Source organism: Nocardioides eburneus (assembly GCF_040838215.1).
GTDB lineage: Bacteria > Actinomycetota > Actinomycetes > Propionibacteriales > Nocardioidaceae > Nocardioides > Nocardioides eburneus.
This window is the reverse complement of the sequence record NZ_JBFPJR010000028.1, coordinates 1-18,511: the sequence shown is the minus strand read 5'-3', so window position 1 is coordinate 18,511 and position 18,511 is coordinate 1. Positions and strand designations below refer to the sequence as shown.

Below are 18,511 nucleotides of genomic sequence, written 5' to 3'. Positions count from 1 at the left end.
CCGTCACACTGCTCGCCGCACTCGCACTTTGAAGGGGACCCCGCATGACGGCCACTGTTGACCAGGTCCGCGACGCGCTCGAGCTCGACAAGGTGGAGTCCCATCTCCACCCCGAGGGCTCCTTCGACCTCGCGGACCACGCGGTGCCGACCGGTCGTGAGGAGATCTGGCGCTTCACGCCGCTCAAGCGACTGCGCGGGATCCACCAGGACGCTCCGTTCGCCGAGGGTGCGGTGAAGCTCGAGGTCGAGCCGGCCGAGGGCGTCGTCGTCGAGACGATCGCCGCGGACTCGCCGCTGCGCGGGTCGTCCGGCCTGGTCCCGACCGACCGCATCTCCGCGCGGGCCTGGGCCGCCGCGACGGGCGCCACGCTGGTCCGCGTCCCGGCCGAGACGGTGGCGCCCGGCGCCACCGTGGTCCGCCACCACGGCACCGGCAGCGAGACCGCCGGCGCCGGCCACGCGGTCATCGTCGCGGAGAAGTTCTCCAAGGCCACCGTCGTGCTCGCCTTCGACGGCTCCGCCGTCGTCGCGGACAACATCGAGATCGTCGTCGAGGACGGCGCCGAGCTGACCCTCGTCTCGCTCCAGGACTGGGCCGACGATGCCGTCCACCACTCCACCCAGCACGCCAAGGTCGGGCGCGACGCGACGCTCAAGCACGTCGCGATCTCGTTCGGCGGCGACGTCGTCCGTCACGACGCCACGGCGGAGTACGCCGGCCCCGGCGGCTCGGTCGAGATGCTCGGCCTCTACTTCGCCGACGAGGGCCAGCACATCGAGCACCGCCTCTTCGTGGACCACACCGCCCCGAAGACGAAGTCGCACGTCGTCTACAAGGGCGCGCTGCAGGGCGAGGGCGCGCACGCGGTCTGGATCGGCAACGTCTTGATCCGCAAGGTCGCCGAGGGCATCGAGACCTACGAGGAGAACCGCAACCTCGTCCTCACCGACGGCTGCCAGGCCGACTCCGTCCCCAACCTGGAGATCGAGACCGGCGAGATCGAGGGCGCGGGCCACGCGTCCGCGACCGGCCGCTTCGACGACGAGCAGCTCTTCTACCTGCGCTCGCGCGGCGTCTCGGAGTCCGAGGCCCGTCGGCTCGTCGTGCACGGCTTCTTCTTCGACCTCATCCGCCAGATCGGCGTCCCCGAGATCGAGGACAAGCTCACCGAGACGGTCGAGGCCGAGCTCGCCAAGAACGTCCTGAAGGCGCTTCCGGCATGATCACCCCAGCCGATTCTTCGCTCCTCCGCTTTGCTCCCCGACGAACAATCGTCCGGGGGCCCCGATGACGTTCGAGCGTGCCTGCGCGCTGTCCGAGCTGAGCGGCGACGCGGCGTTCACCGCCACCGTCGGCGCCCAGGACGTCGTTCTCGTGCGCGAGGGCGAGGAGGTGTTCGCCGTGGAGGACATGTGCTCCCACGCGCTCTACCCCCTCTCGGAGGGCGACGTCGAGGACTGCCACATCGAGTGCGCGCTGCACGGCTCGCGCTTCGACCTGCGCACCGGCAAGCCCGACGCGCTCCCCGCGACCGAGCCGGTCGCGACCTTCCCCGTCCGTGTCGACGGCGACGACGTGTACGTCGACACCACCACCACCCTGAACGGAGTCACCCCGCAGTGAGCAATCTCGAGATCAAGGACCTGAAGGTCTCGGTCGAGACCGAGGACGGCCCCAAGGAGATCCTCAAGGGCGTCACGCTGACCATCGGCGACGGCGAGACCCACGCGATCATGGGCCCGAACGGCTCGGGCAAGTCGACGCTGGCCTACTCCATCGCGGGCCACCCGAAGTACACCATCACCGGGGGCAGCGTCACGCTCGACGGCGAGGACCTGCTCGCCATGACCGTCGACGAGCGCGCCCGCGCCGGCCTCTTCCTCGCGATGCAGTACCCCGTCGAGGTCCCCGGCGTCTCGGTGTCGAACTTCCTGCGGACGGCGAAGACGGCCCTCGACGGCGAGGCGCCGAAGCTGCGCACCTGGGTCAAGGACGTCAACGGCGCGCTCGACGCGATGAACCTCGACACCTCCTTCGCCCAGCGCTCGGTCAACGAAGGCTTCTCCGGCGGTGAGAAGAAGCGCCACGAGATGGCCCAGCTCGACCTGCTCGACCCGAAGGTCGCGATCCTGGACGAGACCGACTCCGGCCTCGACATCGACGCCCTCAAGATCGTCTCCGAGGGCATCAACCGGTTCCGTGAGCGCGAGCACAAGGGCGTCCTGCTCATCACCCACTACACCCGGATCCTGCGCTACGTGCAGCCGGACTACGTCCACGTGTTCGTCGACGGCCGGGTGGCGGAGTCGGGCGGCGCCGAGCTCGCCGAGGAGCTGGAGGCCAACGGCTACGACAGGTTCATCAAGGCCGCGGTCTGAACCACCGACAGCCGGAAGAGAGTCGCCATGAGTGAGATCCCCGGGCTGCTGCCCGAGCTCGAGGTCGTCCGCAAGGACTTCCCGATCCTCGAGCGCACCTTCGAGGACGGCCTGTCGCTGGTCTACCTCGACAGCGCCAACACGTCGCAGAAGCCGCAGATCGTGATCGACACGATGGTCGACCACCTCGAGCGGCACAACGCCAACATCGCCCGCGCGATGCACCACCTCGGTGCGGAGGCGACCCAGGCGTTCGAGGGCGCCCGCGACGTGGTCGCCGGGTTCCTCGGCGCGCCCGACCGCGACGAGGTGATCTTCACCAAGAACGCCTCCGAGGCGCTCAATCTCGTGGCGAACACGCTCGCGTGGCGTGGCCCGCTCCAGGTCGGCGAGGGCGACGAGGTCGTCATCACCGAGATGGAGCACCACTCCAACATCGTGCCGTGGCAGCTCCTCACCGAGCGCACCGGTGCGACGCTGCGCTGGTTCGGTCTCACCGACGGCGGCGAGCTCGACACCTCGACGATCGACGAGCTGGTCAACGAGCGGACCAAGGTCGTCTCGCTCACCTGGGTCTCCAACATGCTCGGCACACTCAACCCGATCGCCGAGATCGCCAAGAAGGCCCACGCCGTGGGCGCGATCGTCGTGGTCGACGCCTCGCAGGCCGCGCCGCAGCTCCCGATCGACCTCGCCGCGATGGCCGACGACGAGCGACCGGACTTCGTGGCCTTCACCGGCCACAAGACGGTCGGCCCGACCGGCATCGGCGTCCTGTGGGGCCGTCGGGCGCTGCTCGAGCAGCTGCCGCCGTTCCTCGGTGGTGGGGAGATGATCGAGACGGTCCGGATGGAGCGCTCGACCTACGCCGGCATCCCGCACAAGTTCGAGGCCGGCACCCCGCCGATCGTGGAGGCCGTCGGTCTGGGCGCTGCGCTGACCTACCTCTCCCACATCGGCATGGACGCGATCCACCGCCACGAGCAGGCCATCACGGCGTACGCCCTCGAGGGGCTGCAGACCGTCAAGGGTCTCACCGTCCTCGGCCCGCTCGACGCGGCGAAGCGCGGAGGAGCGGTGTCGTTCGAGCTCGAGGGTGTCCACCCCCACGACGTCGCGCAGGTGCTCGACAGCCGCGGCGTCGCGGTCCGCGCCGGACACCACTGCGCGAAGCCGGCGCACGCCCGGTTCGGGGTGCAGAGCTCGACCCGGATGTCGTCGTACCTCTACACGACGCCGGCCGAGATCGACGCCCTCATCGAGGCCCTGGAATACACCCGCTCCTACTTCAAGTTGGGGTGAGTGTCATGAGTGCTGATCTGGATGCGTTGTACCAGGAGATCATCCTGGACCACTACAAGAATCCCCACCACCAGGGCCTGCGCGACCCGCACGAGGCGGAGGTCCACCACGTCAACCCGACCTGCGGCGACGAGATCACGCTCCGCGTGCACCTCGCCGGCGAGGGCGAGGCGGCAACCGTCGAGGACGTCTCGTACGACGCCGTCGGCTGCTCCATCTCGCAGGCGTCCGCCTCGGTGCTGACCGACCTCGTCATCGGCAGGTCCGTGGAGGAGGCCATGGCGATCCACCACGAGTTCCTGACCCTGATGCAGGGGAAGGGCACGGTGGAGCCCGACGAGGAGGTCCTCGAGGACGGCATCGCCTTCGCCGGTGTCGCGAAGTTCCCGGCGCGCGTGAAGTGCGCGCTGCTGTCGTGGATGGCCTGGAAGGACGCGACGGCTCAGTCGCTCTCCGGCCAGTCCCTGTCCCAGGAGGCCTGATGACCGAGCAGACCGAGCAGACCACACAGACCGGCCACGACGGCGGTCTCCAGACGAGCGTCGCCGAGGGCGCCACCCTCACGATCGAGGACGTCACGGAGGCGATGAAGGACGTCGTCGACCCCGAGCTGGGGATCAACGTCGTCGACCTGGGCCTGGTCTACGGGGTCCACATCGAGCCGGAGTCGAAGGTCGTCATCGACATGACCCTGACGTCGGCGGCGTGCCCGCTGACCGACGTGATCCAGGACCAGACCTCGACCGCGCTCGACGGCATCGTCAACGACGTCCACATCAACTGGGTCTGGATGCCGCCGTGGGGCCCGGACAAGATCACGCCCGACGGCCGCGAGATGCTGCGGGCCCTGGGCTTCAACGTCTGACACCCTGGTCCCCATGACCGAGACCTCCGCCGACGGCTCCTTCGAGGCGGAGGTCTCGGCGTTCTGGGCCGAGGCGCGGCGCCGCGCGCGCCTGAGCCAGCTGCCGGGCTACTTCGGGCCGACCGCCCTGGAGTCCCTGCAGCCGCCCGCCTGGTCCTTCGGCGGCACCGCCACGCAGGCCGACGAGCTGCTGGCGCTCGTGCTCGAGGGGACGAAGACCGCGACCGCGAGCGCGCTGTGGGACTACGAGGCGGCCGGCGAGCCCGTCCCGAGCGTCGGAGGTCTGGGGATCGTCCTGGACGGCGGCGGCCACCCGCGCGCGCTGCTGGCGACCACTCGAGTCGACGTCGTGCCGTTCGACGAGGTGGGCGAGGAGCACGCGTTCCTCGAGGGCGAGGGTGACCGCTCACTGCGCTACTGGCGCGAGGTGCACGAGCGGTTCTTCACCACCTACGCCGCCCACGGTCGGGGGTTCTCGCCGACGATGCCGGTCGTGCTGGAGCGTTTCGCCGTGCTCTACCAGCGCTGAGCGGAGCCCGAGAGTGAATCCCGTGGTGGCGCGTACGGACGGCGGTCTCTGATGCCGCTGGTCGCCGTGGCGCCGGCGCGGGTGGAGCGGTGGGTCACGAACTTCGAGACCCGGCACGGGCGCACGGTGCTCTCCGTCGCCGGCGGCGCGCTCCACGGCGTCGCCGAGGACGGCTCGACCTTCGCCGCGCGCCTTCCCTTCGCCCAGGAGTACGCCGGCGGCCCGGTGCCCCGCGCGCTGGCGGCGGCCGCGGCGCCGCCCGCCGACTGGGGCGTTCTCCTTGTGCGCAAGGGCGGGTTCGCCGTCGCCCGCGTCGCGGGAGAGGAGCTGTCGGCCCACAAGGTCGGCCGCCGCCACGTGCAGGGCCGGACGAAGGCGGGCGGGTGGAGCCAGCAGCGCTTCGCCCGACGACGGGCCAACCAGGCCCGTGAGGCCTACGAGGCCGCGGCCGACCACGCCGCTCGTGTCCTCGCCGGGCTGGACGGCCCGCTCGTCACCGGCGGCGACCACGCGGCCGTCGGGGAGGTGCTCGCCGACGCCCGGCTGGTGGGTCTGAGCGTGGTCGAGCCGTGGCTCGCCGTACCAGAGCCGCGGCGGGAGACCCTCGACCAGGCCGTCCGCGATGCCGCGGCCGTCCGGATCGAGGTTCACAACGCCGGGTCGTGAGGCTGCCGGTGCGACCGCGCTGATCTCTACCTTCCGGTGAGCGGGATCCGGCGGCGGCCGCCTTCCGATGGCACGCGTGTGGTCGGCGCGGCGCTTCCAGCGACCGGAAGCGGTGTTCAGCCCTCGGGCGGGGCGGTGGTTGCCTGACGGCAACCACGACGGAAGGCGGGCGGCATGACGGGTTTCGGCACGGGGTCCCTCCAATTGACCGACGAGGAGCGGGCGATGGCCGACGGCAGCGACGGCGAGGCCGTGGCCGCCGCCATGGACCTGCTGGTCCGCTACGGCGAGATCCTGGGCGCCGAGCGGCTCGTCGAGACCGACAACGTGTGCGGCGCGACCATCTTCGGTCCACGTCACAGCCGGGTGCTCGGCACCTCCGACCCGGTCGCGCTCTTCTCGGAGTTCGCGCTCAACGCCGACCACCCGGTCGACGTCCCTCCGGTCCGCGCCCACAGCTGCCAGCTGATCGGGCCGCGCGACCGTGAGCTCTGGGAGCTGCAGGGGCTGAGCGAGGAGACGAACAAGGAGATCACGGTCAGCGAGGACTACCTGGCCTCCCGGGGCGTCAGCATCCTGAGCACCTGCACGCCGTACCAGGTCGGCAACGTGCCGGCGCGAGGCGAGCACTGCGCGTGGATGGAGTCCTCGGCCGTGCCCTACATCAACTCCGTCCTGGGGGCGCGCACCAACACCGAGGGCCGGGAGTCGGCCGCGGCCGCCATGCTCACCGGACGCATCCCGTACGCCGGCCTGCACCTTCCGGAGAATCGGCTGGCGACCCATCTCGTCCGGCTGGACGTGCCCGTGGAGTCGGTCTTCGACTGGAGCGTCCTCGGCTACTTCCTCGGATGGCACCTGCGCGACGAGATCCCGGTCATCGAGGGCATCGCGGGGCCGGTGGACCCGGTCGCGATCAAGCAGTTCGGCGCAGCGGCGAACTCCTCGGGCGACGTCGAGCTCTACCACATCCCCGGCGTCACGGCGGAGGCCGCGAGCGTCGAGCAGGCTCTCGGGGGCCGTGAGCCGGTCGACGAGCTGCGGTTCACCCGCGCGGACGTCGACCGCGTCGTCGAGCACCTGAACTCGACGGCGACGGGGGACGAGATCGACTTCGTGATGATCGGCTGCCCGCACGCGGCCCTGAGCCAGGTGCGCGAGGTGGCCCGTCTCCTCGAGGGCCGGCGGATCGACCCGGGCGTCACGTTCTGGGTCTTCACCCCGAGCGCGCTCCGCGAGGTGGCGCGCCGCAACGGTTGGGTCGAGATCATCGAGCGCGCCGGTGGGCGGGTCATGGCCGACACCTGTCCCGCGATCGGCCAGTTCGTCCCTCCGGGAGCCCGGCGCTTCGCCACCGACTCGGCGAAGCAGGTCCACTACCTGCCGCCGATCATGGGGATCGAGGGCCGGTTCGGCGACACCGAGGCCTGCGTCCGCGCGGCGCTGACCGGGAGGTGGGAGGCATGAGCGAGCGCCAGCGAGCGACCGGCGGCATGAGCCAGCGGAGCTTCCCCGTGCGGACCCTGGTGCCGGGGCGTGCCCATGGACCCGTCCTGCTGTGCACCAGCGAGATCCCGGGCTGGGGCGGCATCGACCCACGGACCGGGAACATCGTGGAGGTCGGCCACCCACAGCGCGGCCGGAGCGTGGCCGGCACGGTCCTGGTCATGCCGGGCGCGAAGGGCTCCTCGGGCTGGTCCGGGCAGCTCCATCTCGCCCAACTGCAGGACAAGGCACCGGCCGCGATCGTCACCCGGCGCCTCAACGCCAAGCTCGCGCTCACCCTCGCGGTCCTCCGGGTCCCCGCGGTCATGGACGTGCCCGAGGAGGCCTACGCGCTGCTGCGCGACGGCTGCCCCGCCACGGTGGCCGACGGGGCGCTCGTGATCCACGACGACTGACCCGCGCGCCGGACCGGCTCCGGCTCGGGTCGGCTCCGCGCCGCGTGGTGCGGCGCCGCTGAGATGACGAACCGGTCCCCGCAGCCCTTCGGCTGCGGGGACCGGTCGGTGGGATCCTGCCCACTCAGGCCTTCAGCAGGTCGTTCGTCATCCAGGTCTCGGGCTTCGAGACCCCGGAGATGTAGCCGAGCTTCTGCAGCTTCTCGATGCCGGCGACCCACTTCTCCTGGTCGGTCTCGAGCAGCTTGCGGCCGTTGGCCTGGGTGGTCCACAGGTCGACGTACACGTCGAAGGCACGCTTCGCGATGGCGTCGTCGTCGAGCGTGGCGAAGTGGTACTTCTTGCGCAGCGTCTGGATGCTCTTGGCCCGGCTCTGGTCGTCGATCACGGCCTGCATGCTCGCCCGGATCGCCGAGAGGAAGCCCGTGAGCTTGTCGGCCTGCTTCTGGACCGCATCCTCGGTCGTGACATAGATCTGCGTCGTCGACTGGATCGAGGAGTACTTCCCCGGGTCGAGTGCCGCGGCGTCGTCGTACTGGCTCTGGATGATGAGGCTGACGTCGATGCCCGAGATGAAGCCGGCGAGCTGGCCGCGGCGGACGAGCTCCCAGGTCGAGGGCGACTGTCCGACGACCTGGCGCTTCACATCGTCGGGGTCGACGCCCGCGTCGGTGAGCATCAGGAGCAGGGTCTGTTCGCTGGTCCCGCCCTTCGACGGGATGCCGACGGTCTTCCCGACCAGCTTCGTGGGGTCGTCGAGGGCGTCGTTCTTCGCGTAGTTGAGCACCACCGACGGGCCGCGCATCACGGTCCCGATCGCGACCAGGGGCTGTTTGGCGGTCGTCCGCGCGGTGGCGAGGTCGATCATGGACGGACGCACCACCGGGGCCTTGCCCGCCAGGACCGTCTGCATCGCCTGGGCGGTGCCGCGCGCGATCTCGACCTTCATGTCGACGCCTTGGTCGGAGAGGTAGCCGCCGGCCGTCCCCATCATCTCGGGGATGAAGGTGAGCGTGTCGAACGGCAGGATGCTCGCGTAGGTGAAGCCGCCGCCGGAGGCGCTGTCCGCGGCGCCGCAGGCCGCGAGGCTGCCGGCGGCACCGGTCGCGAAGAGGCCGGCGGCGGCCGCGCGCAGGAAGCCGCCGCGCGTCAGCGTCGGCTCGCGCGTCCCGAGCCTGGACCACAGGGAACGGGAGAGGGCGGGGGTGGGCTGGGTCGACATCGAGTCTCCTCCTCGGGGGTTGGGCGGCTAGACGAGGGCTTGGTCCCAGGCCATCCGCTGGACCGCGTGTGCGGTGTCACGCATGAGATGGCCGTACGGCGTCACGGCTGATCCCGGCGGCACGATGATCGAGATGGCCGCAAGGGGACGGCCGCCCCGGTCGAGCACGGGCGCGCCGATCGCGATGCTCGGGCCGGTCCGCCGCGTGCTCACCGAGTAGCCGATCGTGCGGGTGCGGGCGAGCTCGCGGCGTACGTCCTCGGCCTCCGTGCACGCGAGGCGCGCAAGATAGCGCTGCTGGAGCGGCGGATCGCTGAAGGCGAGGATCGCCATGCCGTTGCCGACGACGTGCATCGGGTCGTGCTGCCCGATCCGGGGCCGCTCGAGACGCTGCTCGAGCGGGCGCAGGCTCTCCACGACCGTGGTCTGCTCGCCCTGCGGGATGGCGAGGTGGATCGGCAGGCCCGTGGTCGCGTAGAGGTCCTGCATGTAGGGCAGTGCGACCCGCTGGATGCCGTAGGTGCCGGCCAGCAGCCCGAGTCGCCAGAGGTTGACCCCGATGCAGAGGCGGTCGTCCCGGTCGCGGTCGAGCATGCCGAGGCGCACCATCTCGGTGACCATCCGGTGGGTCGTGGACAGCGGGAGCCCCGAGCGGCGGCTCAGCTCCGACAGGGTCAGCCGGGTCTCGTCGTAGTGGAAGCAGCTGAAGAGACGGTGGGCCCGGCCGAGCGCCGACTTCGGCACCGGCTCCGCGGTCTCGGGGCGGTCGCACATCGGCGTACCGGACGCGAGCACGCTCACCCGTCGAGCCTCTGGGCGTAGACCGACTCGTGCCACGGGATGAGGACCCGCTTGAGGGAGTAGACGAGGGCGTACAGCACCAGACCGAGCACCGAGAGGATGACGATCACGCCGAAGAGCCCGGGCGCGTCGAACTGGTTGAGCGTCGTGACGACCATGAAGCCCAGCCCGTCGCTGCCGCCGAGATACTCCCCGACGATGGCTCCGATGATCGCGAAGACGATCCCGGTCTCCATGCCGGCCAGGAGGTACGGCATCACGCTGCGGACCTCGAGGTTGAGGAACGTCTGGACCCGGCTGGCGTTGAGCGAACGCATGACGTCGCGATGCCCCTGGTCGAGCGACTTCACCCCGAGGAGCACGTTGAGCATGATCGGGAAGAAGGCGAGGATCGCCGCGACGACGACCTTGCTCGTCATCCCGAAGCCGAACCAGATGACGAACAGCGGCACGAGGGCCACCTTCGGGACCACCTGGATGCCGACGATGATCGGCCGGAGCGTGGTCTCGAGCCACGCCACCTTGCCGATGAGCACCCCGACGGCCACGCCGGAGACGACCGCGATGGCGAACCCGAAGACCGTCTCCATCGCGGTGATGAGCGTGTGGTGCCAGGTCTCGGACTCCCGCAGCATCTCGCCGAGCCGGTCGGCGATCATCGACGGCGGCGGCAGGATCAGGGAGGAGACGTCCATGGCGCGCACCACCACCTCCCACACGGCGATCATCACGACGACGAGCAGCAGCGTGGCGAGCCAGGGCAGGCCGCGACGGAGTCGAGTGCTCACAGCTCTCCTTCCAACGAGTGGCGCAGATGGCGCACGAGGGTGCCGAACTCCGGGGTGGTCTGCACGTCCATGGAGCGGGGGCGTGCGAGGTGGACGTCGGTGGTCTCCTCGATGCGGCCCGGGCGGGGCGTCATCTGGACGACGCGGTCGCCGAGGAAGACCGCCTCGGCGATGTCGTGGGTGACGAAGACGACCGTGGCCTCCGTGGCGGCGACGATGCGCTGCACCTCGAGGTTCATCCGCTCCCGGGTGAGCGCGTCGAGGGCGCCGAACGGCTCGTCCATGAGCAGCAGCTCGGGGTCGCGGCTGAGCGCCCGGGCGATGGCGACGCGCTGTCGCATCCCGCCGGAGAGCTCGCGCGGATAGGAGCCGGCGAACCCGCCGAGTCCGACGAGGTCGAGGAGCTCCGTGGCGCGCCGACGGCGGGTCGTCTTGTCCACGCCGCGCAGCTTCAGCGGCAGGGCGATGTTGTCGATGACGTCGAACCAGGGGAGCAGGTTGGCGTCTTGGAAGACGACGCCCAGCTTCTGGACGACGGAGGAGTCGACGGAGCCGCCACGCCACAGCGGCTGGCCGTTGATGGTGACGTTGCCCGCGGTCGGACCGAGGAGGCCGGCCATGATGCGCAGCAGCGTCGACTTCCCGCATCCGGAGCGGCCGATGATCGACACCACCTCACCTGCAGCGACGTCGAGCTCGATGTCGCGGAGCGCCTCGACGTTGCCCTTCTTGGTCGTGAAGACCTTCGAGACCCCGGAGACGGCGATGCTGACGTCGCCTGGAGGCGGTCCCACCGTCGTGGTCATCGGTGCGTCTTCGGCGCTGGTGTGTGTCACTGGCCCTCCCGGCGGGTCGGTTGTCACGGCGTGAGCGACGTCACAGCGCGATGCTGGCATCGGCCCTCGCGGCCGAGTACCAGCCCTTCCGCTCACCGGGATCGGGCCGGCCGCGAGCGACGCCGCCGCGGCGTGGCACGACTTTCGGTCCTTCCGCTGAGCGGGAGATCGAGGGCCGGTCGGTGGTGCTGCCCCGGCGCGCCGGCCGCGGGACGGCGCGACGCGTCGCTGACGTCGTACGGCGCACGCGATCCCTATCGTGAGCACCGTGACTACGGCGGCCGTCATCGATATCCAGCAGCTGGTGAAGACCTTCGGCCGCTTCCGGGCGCTCGACGGCCTCGACCTGCAGGTCGCGGCGGGGGAGGTGCACGGCTTCCTCGGGCCCAACGGTGCCGGCAAGTCGACCACCATCCGCGTGCTGCTGGGTCTGCTGCGCGGCGACGCGGGCACAGCGCGGATCCTCGGGCTCGATCCGTGGCGGGACGGCGTGGAGGTCCACCGGCGGCTGGCGTACGTCCCCGGGGACGTGAGCCTGTGGCCCAACCTCTCGGGCGGCGAGATCATCGACCTGCTCGGTCGGCTCCGGGGCGGGCTCGACCGGCAGCGGCGGGCCGCCCTCGTCGAGGAGTTCGAGCTCGACCCGACGAAACGGGCCCGGACCTATTCCAAGGGCAACCGGCAGAAGGTCGCGCTCGTGTCGGCGCTCGCCGCCGAGGTGGACCTGCTCGTCCTCGACGAGCCGACCTCCGGGCTGGACCCGCTGATGGAGGCGGTGTTCCAGCGTCACGTGCGGGCCTTCCGCGAACGCGGCGGCACCGTGCTGCTCTCCAGCCACATCCTCGCCGAGGTGGAGGAGCTCTGCGACCGGGTCAGCATCATCCGGGCGGGCCGGACGGTCGAGAGCGGGACGTTGTCCGAGCTGCGACACCTCACGCGCACCTCGGTGTCGGCCGAGCTCGACCGTCCGGTGCCCGAGCTCGCCGACATCCCCGGCGTCCACGATCTCGTGGTCACCGGGTCGCGCGTCAGCCTCTCCGTGGACACGGCCGCGCTCGACCCCGTGATGCGGTGTCTCGGCGAGGCGGGGATCCGCACGCTCGCGAGCCGACCGCCCACCCTCGAGGAGCTGTTCCTGCGCCACTACGGCGACGAGCTCGGCGCGGAGACCCGGTGACCGGCACGGTGCGGCTCGTCCGGGCGGCGCTGCGGCGCGACCGGTGGCTCGTGCTCTGGTGGACGGTCGGCCTCGTCGCGCTCTACTGGGTCACGGCGGTGAGCATCCCGCAGACCTACACCTCGCAGCACGCGCTGGACCAGGCCGCCGCCGCGCTCGACGGCAATCCCGCGTACGTCGCGATGGCGGGCCCGACCCGGGCGCTGGACACCGTGGGCGGCCAGGTCGCCTGGCAGGTGCAGGCGTTCGGGGCCGTGCTGGTCGGCGTGATGGCCATGTTCGTCGTCGTCCGCCACACCCGGGCGGAGGAGGAGGCCGGCCGGGACGAGCTGGTCCGCGCCGCGCCGGTCGGTCGGCTCGCGCCCGCGGTGTCGGGGGTCACGGTGAGCCTCGTGGTCTCGGTCGTCGCGGGAGTCCTCAGTGCGCTCGCCGTCGCCTCGACCGGCCTCGACCCGGCCGACTCGTTCGGGTTGGGCCTGGGACTGGCCGGTTGCGGCGCCGTGTTCACCGCCGGCAGCTATGTGGCCGCCCAGGTCGCGGGGACGGCGCGGGGGGCCTACGGCCTCGCCGGCGGGGCGGTCGGCGCGGCGTACGCGCTGCGCGCCGTCGGCGACGTCGGCGCCCCGGTCCTGTCCTGGCTCTCCCCGATCGGGTGGTACGAGCAGTTGCACGCCTTCTCCGGGCTCCGCTGGTGGCCGCTGGCGGTGATCGTGGTCGCGGCGGCCGGGACGCTGGTCCTGGGCGGCTGGCTCCTGGGCCGACGCGACTACGGCGACGGGTTGCGTCCCGTGAGCGCCGGGCCGGCCGACGGGCGGCTGCGCGGTGGTCTCGGGCTGGCGGTCAGGTTGCAGCGCGGAAGCGTGATCGGGTGGGCGGGCGGCCTCTTCCTCGGTGGCCTCGCCTACGGCGCCATCGGGAACGACGTCGGCGACGTCATCGGGGACTCCCAGGCCGTCACGGACATGCTCGCGCAGGGCGGGGTGAGCCTGGTCGACGGCTTCTACGGCACCGCGGCGGTCATGCTGGCGGTGATCGCGGCGGGCTTCGCGGTCTCGTCGGCGAACCGGCCGTGGCACGAGGAGGAGGCGGGCCACGCCGAGATCCTGCTCGTCACGCGGCTCCCACGTCGCTCGTGGCTGCTCGGGCACACGGTCGTCACGGTCGCCGGCACGATCATCGTGCTGGGGGCCGCGGGCGTCGGCCTGGGCGGCGGCTACGTGCTCACGACCCGGGAGGCCGGCCACGCGCTGCGCATCGGCGCCAGCGTCCTCGAGTACATCCCCGCCGTGCTCGTCGTGGCCGCGGTGGCCCGGTTCCTCCACGGTTGGGCGCCGCGGTGGCTCCCGGTGGCCTGGCTCCCGGTGGTGTACGCCGGCGTGGTGGTGTTCTTCGCCGACCTGCTGCGCTTCCCGGGGTGGCTGCGCGGGCTCTCGCCGTTCGACCGGTTGGCGCTCGCCCCGGCCGAGCCGGTCCGGTGGCTGCCGATCGTGCTGCTGGCCGTGGTCGCCGCCGCCCTGAGTGTCGCGGGCCAAGCGGGCCTCGGGCGCCGCGACATCGGCTAGCGTCCGGAGTCATGTGGGAGCCCGAGCCCGGGTGGCACCCGCTGCCGGGCGGTGGCGGGCCCTCCACCCTGGGCGTGTGGCGCGCCGCGGTCGGCGACCGGGCGGTCGTCATCAAGCGCCTCGCCGCGCCGACGTCGTACGACCCGGGCGCGCTGAGCGACCCGCGTCACTTCGCCTACTGGCGACGGCCGGCCGACGTCGCGACGTACGCCCTCGTCGACGACACTCCCGGGCTGGTCGGCGCCCGGACGGCCGTCGAGGAGGATGCCGAGGGGATCACCCTCACCACCGACTGGGTCGAGGACGCCGCCAGCTCGGGCCTCTTCGTCGCGCTGTCGATGGGGCGCTTCGCCGGCGCCGACCTGGCGCACGTGCGGTGGCTGGCGCGCGACCAGCTCCGGGACCGGATGGCCCGGGTGGAGTCCCGGGGCGGCTGGGCGACGCTGGAGCGTACGACGGCCGCCGACCTGGCGCATGCGCTGTGGCAGCGGCGCGGCCGCTTCCTCGACCTGCTCGACGGCCTCCCGCAGGTCGCCCAGCACGGCGACCCCGTGCCCGGCAACCTGCCGGGCCGCGACGGCGACCGGCTCGTCGCGATCGACTGGTCGTGCCTGGGCTACGGCCCGGTCGGCGCCGACCTCGGTCTCTACCTGCTCACCGCGCGCGAGGAGTTCGAGCCGCTGCTCGACGCCTACCTCCTGGGACTGCCCGAGGGCCTGGCGACCCGGGACGCGGTGGTGCTCGGCGCGCAGGTGAGTGCGGTCTACACGGCGTTCACGCGCGCGGAGTGGGCCCTCGCCCGCGTCGCTGCGGGCGAGGGCCCACTGGCCGCGAAATACCGGCACCCCGCGGTCGCGCCGCACCTGCGCACGCTGCAGCGCCAGTCCGCGCTGGTCGAGGCGCTGCTCGAGCGGTGAGCCGGCGCTGAGGGTGTCCTACGGGTTGGTGAGGTCGCGGGCGGAGAAGGTGTCGCAGGCGTTCATGTCGTCACCGGCGTTCATGCCGGCCTTGAACCACGCCTCCCGCTCGGCGGAGGAGCCGTGCGTCCAGGACTCCGGGTTGGAGCCACCGCCCATCTTGTTCTGGATGTAGTCGTCGCCGACGTCGTGCGCGGCGCTGATCCCCTCGGAGACGTCCTGGTCGGTGATGTCCTCGACGAATCCGTCGCCCTCGGCGTGGGCGGCCCACATGCCGGCGTAGCAGTCGGCCTGGAGCTCGAGCCGGACCGAGTCGCTGGTGGCGCCCTGCTGGGTCTTGACCCGGCTCATGGTGCCGAGCAGGTTCTGGATGTGGTGGCCGTACTCGTGGGCGATCACGTAGGCGCGCACGAAGGTCGTGTCCTGGCCACCGAGCTGCTTGAAGACGGTGTCGTAGAAGGCCGTGTCGAGGTAGATCGTGCTGTCGCCAGGGCAGTAGAACGGCCCGACGTCGGTCGTCGCGCTGCCGCACCCGTCGGTCTGGACCGAGCCGTGGAAGACCTCGATCGCCTTCTCCGGCTGGAACCGGCTCGCCATCTGGGGCTGCTGGGACCAGTAGTCGGTCAGGGAGTTCTCCACCGCGACGAGGGCGCAGTTCTCGTTGTCGTTCGCGTCGTCGCCGGTCTGGCACTGGGAGTAGTCGAACGACTGGCCGTCGAGGCCGGCACCCTGGGCGCTGCCGCCGGTGAACGCGGAGGTGTCCAGGCTGCCGCCGCTCCCACCGAGCTGGGGACCGATGCCGGTGCACTGGCCGACCAGGAAGAGCACGAGCAGGACCACGATCGTCCCGATGCCGCCGCCGGCCTTCCCGCCGGGGATCGGCAGGCTCCCACCGCCCAGTCCACCGCTGAGGCCGCCACCGCCGCCGCTGCCACCGACGTCGCGGGTCCGGCTGGTGTCGAGCCGGGCCTTCGGGTTGAAACGCATGCTGTCCCCTTGGTGCGTCCGAGAAATCGGGGGCGAGCCTGCCCCGCCCATAGACTAGTGACGATCATGATCACGGCCTATGACTTGGAAGTCCGCGTCGGCGCGCGCCTTCTTATGGAGAACGTCACGTTCCGCGTCGGTCCGGGCGACAAGGTGGGCCTTGTCGGTCGCAACGGCGCGGGGAAGACGACCCTGACGAAGGTGCTGGCCGGCGACGTCCTGCCCGCCTCCGGCAGCGTCACCCGGAGCGGCGAGCTCGGCTACCTGCCGCAGGACCCGCGGGTCGGCGACCCCGAGGTGCTCGTCCGCGACCGGATCCTTTCCGCGCGTGGCCTCGACGACGCCGTACGCCGGATGCGGGCTGCCGAGGAGCAGATGGCGTCCGACAACCCGACCGAGCGCGAGCGGGCGATGCGGCGCTACCAGCGCGCCCAGGACGCGCTCGACGCCGGCGGCGGCTATGCCGCCGAGTCGGAGGCGCTCGCGATGGCGCAGTCGCTCGGCATCCCCGACCGGCTCATGGACCAGCCGCTCAAGACCCTCTCCGGCGGTCAGCGCCGGCGGGTCGAGCTGGCGCGGATCCTCTTCTCCGGGGCCGAGGTGCTCATCCTCGACGAGCCGACCAACCACCTCGACGCCGACTCGATCGTGTGGCTGCGCGACTGGATGAAGTCCTACAAGGGCGGCTTCATCGTGATCTCCCACGACAACGACCTGCTCGAGCAGACCGTCAACCGGGTGCTCCACCTCGACGCGAACCGCGCGACGATCGACACCTACAACATGGGCTGGAAGCACTACCTCGTCCAGCGCGAAACCGACGAGAAGCGCCGCAAGCGGGAGATGCTCAACGCCCAGAACAAGGCGAAGACGCTCACCGACCAGGCCAACAAGATGCGCGCGAAGGCCACCAAGGCGGTCGCCGCGCAGAACATGCTCAAGCGCGCCGAGCGTCTCCTCGAGGGGATCGAGGGGGAGCGCCAGGCCGACAAGGTGGCCGCGATCACGTTCCCGTCGCCGGCCCCCTGCGGCAAGACCCCGCTCACCGCGAGGGACCTGTCGAAGTCGTACGGCGCCCTCGAGGTCTTCACCGCGGTCGACCTCGCGATCGACAGGGGCTCCCGCGTCGTCATCCTCGGCCTCAATGGCGCCGGGAAGACGACGATGCTCCGCATCCTCGCGGGGGTCGACCAGCCCGACACCGGGATGGTCATCCCCGGACACGGCCTCAAGATCGGCTACTACGCGCAGGAGCACGAGACGCTCGACGTCGGTCGCACCGTGCTCGAGAACATGCAGTACGCCGCCCCGCAGCTCACCGACACCGACGCCCGCTCCGTGCTCGGCTCGTTCCTCTTCACCGGGGACGACGTCCACAAGCCCGCCGGCGTCCTGTCGGGCGGCGAGAAGACCCGGTTGGCGCTCGCCTCGCTCGTCGTCTCGAGTGCCAACGTGCTGCTGCTCGACGAGCCGACGAACAACCTCGACCCGGCCTCCCGCGCGGAGGTGCTGGACGCGATCCGGCGCTACGAGGGCGCGATCATCCTCGTCACCCACGACGAGGGGGCCGTCCAGGCGCTCGAGCCGGACCGGGTGCTCATCCTGCCCGACGGGGTCGAGGACCTCTGGAACGAGTCGTACGCCGACCTCGTCTCGCTCGCCTGAGCGCGCGCTCGGCGTCGACAGCCCACGGCGGCGTACGGCGCCCGTGGGGTCAGCGACCGCCCGGCTCCATCGCCCGCAGGTAGCGTCCGGTCATGAGGTCCTGCGCCCGCCGGACCAGCGGTCCGCCGGCGCGCACCAGGAGCGTCGCCGGGCGGGAGAAGGCGGTGACGGTGAAGCCGATCCGGCCGGCCGCATCCCGATGGACGACGAAGCGCTCCTCGCCGGACTCCGGGTGCCCGGGCAGCGTGCCGTAGGCGAAGCCCGCGGCATCGGGCTCGTCGACCACCTCGACGACCCGGCACGGGATCCGGAGGCCGAGGACGGGCGGTCCGAGCCGCATCGTGACGGTCGCGCCCTCGGCGACGCGGCGAGCCGACGACGCGACGGTCAGGCCGGCCGCCTCCTGCACCCGCCACGTCATCAGCCGCTCGACGGCGAGGTCGAAGGGCACGTCGAGGACCCGCGTGCGGCGTACGTGCCGATAGCCCTCGGGCAGGAGGTCCGCGGTGGCGCCGACCTCGGCATAGGTGAGCGGCGCGGCCGCGAGGCGGGCGGCGACGGCGTCGGGGAGGAGAGCCACCACGGGTCCATCCTGACCCCAGAGCGGCTCATCTTCGGTGACTTTTCCGGATTCGGCGGACAGTCGGCCCGACGCCGGGCAGAGTAGTTCTTGCCCCGCTGGTGACCCGAGACGCCGGCGGGGCACCTGCATTGCGGGCCTGTGCCCAGGACCCGCGCCGCGGGCATCCGTCTGTCGGCCATCCGCCTGTCGGGGAACCCGCTCAGAATCGTCGGCGCCCCTCACTAGCCTGGGACCCATGTCAGGCATGGTCGGGATGAGCAGCGTGTGGCGCAGCATGCGCGCGGACCGGAGCGTCACGGACGCGCGCATCGACCGGGCGACGCTGCGCC

Annotated in this window: 20 protein-coding genes; 14 read left to right on the top strand and 6 right to left on the bottom strand. The window is 71.5% G+C overall.

The features are described from left to right. Positions 1-44: 44 nt before the first annotated feature. From sufD to AB3X52_RS14665, 10 genes are all read left to right on the top strand, one after another. Positions 45-1,226 carry a Fe-S cluster assembly protein SufD gene (gene sufD, locus AB3X52_RS14710; RefSeq protein WP_367994846.1) on the top strand — a complete coding sequence of 394 codons (1,182 nt, stop codon included), beginning with the start codon at positions 45-47 and terminating at the stop codon, positions 1,224-1,226. Positions 1,227-1,290: 64 nt separating this feature from the next. Further along, positions 1,291-1,626, top strand: coding sequence for a non-heme iron oxygenase ferredoxin subunit (locus tag AB3X52_RS14705; RefSeq protein WP_367994845.1), 336 nt, complete (start codon positions 1,291-1,293; stop codon positions 1,624-1,626). Continuing rightward, on the top strand, positions 1,623-2,381 hold the full coding sequence (gene sufC, locus AB3X52_RS14700; protein WP_367994844.1) for a Fe-S cluster assembly ATPase SufC: 759 nt from the start codon (positions 1,623-1,625) through the stop codon (positions 2,379-2,381). Before AB3X52_RS14705 ends, sufC begins: the two co-directional genes overlap by 4 nt. A gap of 27 nt (positions 2,382-2,408) precedes the next feature. Beyond that, positions 2,409-3,683: a cysteine desulfurase gene (locus tag AB3X52_RS14695; RefSeq protein WP_367994843.1), complete on the top strand. Its 1,275-nt coding sequence runs from the start codon at positions 2,409-2,411 to the stop codon at positions 3,681-3,683. A 5-nt stretch (positions 3,684-3,688) separates the two neighbouring features. Next, positions 3,689-4,165 (top strand): Fe-S cluster assembly sulfur transfer protein SufU, encoded by a 477-nt coding sequence (gene sufU, locus AB3X52_RS14690; protein WP_367994842.1) that lies wholly within the window; start codon positions 3,689-3,691, stop codon positions 4,163-4,165. Then, a complete protein-coding gene (locus AB3X52_RS14685) occupies positions 4,165-4,548 on the top strand; it encodes a metal-sulfur cluster assembly factor (RefSeq protein ID WP_367994841.1) in 384 nt (127 codons plus the stop codon). The genes sufU and AB3X52_RS14685 overlap by 1 nt, the downstream gene beginning before the upstream one ends. Before the next feature lie 13 nt (positions 4,549-4,561). Next, positions 4,562-5,077: an ASCH domain-containing protein gene (locus AB3X52_RS14680; protein WP_367994840.1), complete on the top strand. Its 516-nt coding sequence runs from the start codon at positions 4,562-4,564 to the stop codon at positions 5,075-5,077. 51 nt (positions 5,078-5,128) lie between these two features. Continuing rightward, on the top strand, positions 5,129-5,743 hold the full coding sequence (locus AB3X52_RS14675) for an acVLRF1 family peptidyl-tRNA hydrolase (protein WP_367994839.1): 615 nt from the start codon (positions 5,129-5,131) through the stop codon (positions 5,741-5,743). Between the two features lie 174 nt (positions 5,744-5,917). Further along, positions 5,918-7,210, top strand: a complete 1,293-nt coding sequence (locus tag AB3X52_RS14670) for an aconitase X (RefSeq protein ID WP_367994838.1) — start codon at positions 5,918-5,920, stop codon at positions 7,208-7,210. Then, positions 7,207-7,644: an aconitase X swivel domain-containing protein gene (locus AB3X52_RS14665; protein WP_367994837.1), complete on the top strand. Its 438-nt coding sequence runs from the start codon at positions 7,207-7,209 to the stop codon at positions 7,642-7,644. The genes AB3X52_RS14670 and AB3X52_RS14665 overlap by 4 nt, the downstream gene beginning before the upstream one ends. Positions 7,645-7,768: 124 nt before the next feature. Here the strand turns inward: AB3X52_RS14665 and AB3X52_RS14660 are convergent, their stop codons facing one another. The 4 genes from AB3X52_RS14660 to AB3X52_RS14645 are packed head-to-tail and all read right to left on the bottom strand — an operon-like array spanning position 7,769 to position 11,261. Continuing rightward, positions 7,769-8,866, bottom strand: a complete 1,098-nt coding sequence (locus tag AB3X52_RS14660; protein ID WP_367994836.1) for an ABC transporter substrate-binding protein — start codon at positions 8,864-8,866, stop codon at positions 7,769-7,771. A 27-nt stretch (positions 8,867-8,893) separates the two neighbouring features. Then, on the bottom strand, positions 8,894-9,667 hold the full coding sequence (locus AB3X52_RS14655) for an IclR family transcriptional regulator (protein WP_367994835.1): 774 nt from the start codon (positions 9,665-9,667) through the stop codon (positions 8,894-8,896). Beyond that, positions 9,664-10,455: an ABC transporter permease gene (locus AB3X52_RS14650; RefSeq protein WP_367994834.1), complete on the bottom strand. Its 792-nt coding sequence runs from the start codon at positions 10,453-10,455 to the stop codon at positions 9,664-9,666. Before AB3X52_RS14650 ends, AB3X52_RS14655 begins: the two co-directional genes overlap by 4 nt. Beyond that, positions 10,452-11,261, bottom strand: coding sequence for an ABC transporter ATP-binding protein (locus AB3X52_RS14645; RefSeq protein WP_367994833.1), 810 nt, complete (start codon positions 11,259-11,261; stop codon positions 10,452-10,454). Before AB3X52_RS14645 ends, AB3X52_RS14650 begins: the two co-directional genes overlap by 4 nt. A 289-nt stretch (positions 11,262-11,550) precedes the next feature. Between AB3X52_RS14645 and AB3X52_RS14640 the strand changes: the two genes are divergently transcribed. Genes AB3X52_RS14640 through AB3X52_RS14630 form a run of 3 tightly spaced genes read left to right on the top strand, consistent with a single transcriptional unit; the run spans position 11,551 to position 14,947 of the window. Then, positions 11,551-12,468, top strand: a complete 918-nt coding sequence (locus AB3X52_RS14640) for an ABC transporter ATP-binding protein (protein ID WP_367994832.1) — start codon at positions 11,551-11,553, stop codon at positions 12,466-12,468. Next, a complete protein-coding gene (locus AB3X52_RS14635; protein WP_367994831.1) occupies positions 12,465-14,030 on the top strand; it encodes an ABC transporter permease in 1,566 nt (521 codons plus the stop codon). The genes AB3X52_RS14640 and AB3X52_RS14635 overlap by 4 nt, the downstream gene beginning before the upstream one ends. A gap of 11 nt (positions 14,031-14,041) precedes the next feature. Further along, positions 14,042-14,947 carry a phosphotransferase gene (locus AB3X52_RS14630; RefSeq protein ID WP_367994830.1) on the top strand — a complete coding sequence of 302 codons (906 nt, stop codon included), beginning with the start codon at positions 14,042-14,044 and terminating at the stop codon, positions 14,945-14,947. Positions 14,948-14,965: 18 nt separating this feature from the next. Here the strand turns inward: AB3X52_RS14630 and ypfJ are convergent, their stop codons facing one another. Further along, the gene (ypfJ, locus tag AB3X52_RS14625; RefSeq protein ID WP_367994829.1) at positions 14,966-15,934 is read right to left on the bottom strand and encodes a KPN_02809 family neutral zinc metallopeptidase; all 969 of its coding nucleotides are present in this window, start codon (positions 15,932-15,934) and stop codon (positions 14,966-14,968) included. A gap of 66 nt (positions 15,935-16,000) precedes the next feature. Here ypfJ and AB3X52_RS14620 point away from each other — a divergent pair, with 66 nt between their 5' ends. Beyond that, the gene (locus AB3X52_RS14620; protein WP_367994828.1) at positions 16,001-17,599 is read left to right on the top strand and encodes an ABC-F family ATP-binding cassette domain-containing protein; all 1,599 of its coding nucleotides are present in this window, start codon (positions 16,001-16,003) and stop codon (positions 17,597-17,599) included. Positions 17,600-17,648: 49 nt separating this feature from the next. On the opposite strand, the gene AB3X52_RS14615 is transcribed toward AB3X52_RS14620, so the two are convergent. Next, positions 17,649-18,182, bottom strand: a complete 534-nt coding sequence (locus AB3X52_RS14615; protein WP_367994827.1) for a DUF1990 domain-containing protein — start codon at positions 18,180-18,182, stop codon at positions 17,649-17,651. Between the last annotated feature and the right edge of the window lie 329 nt (positions 18,183-18,511).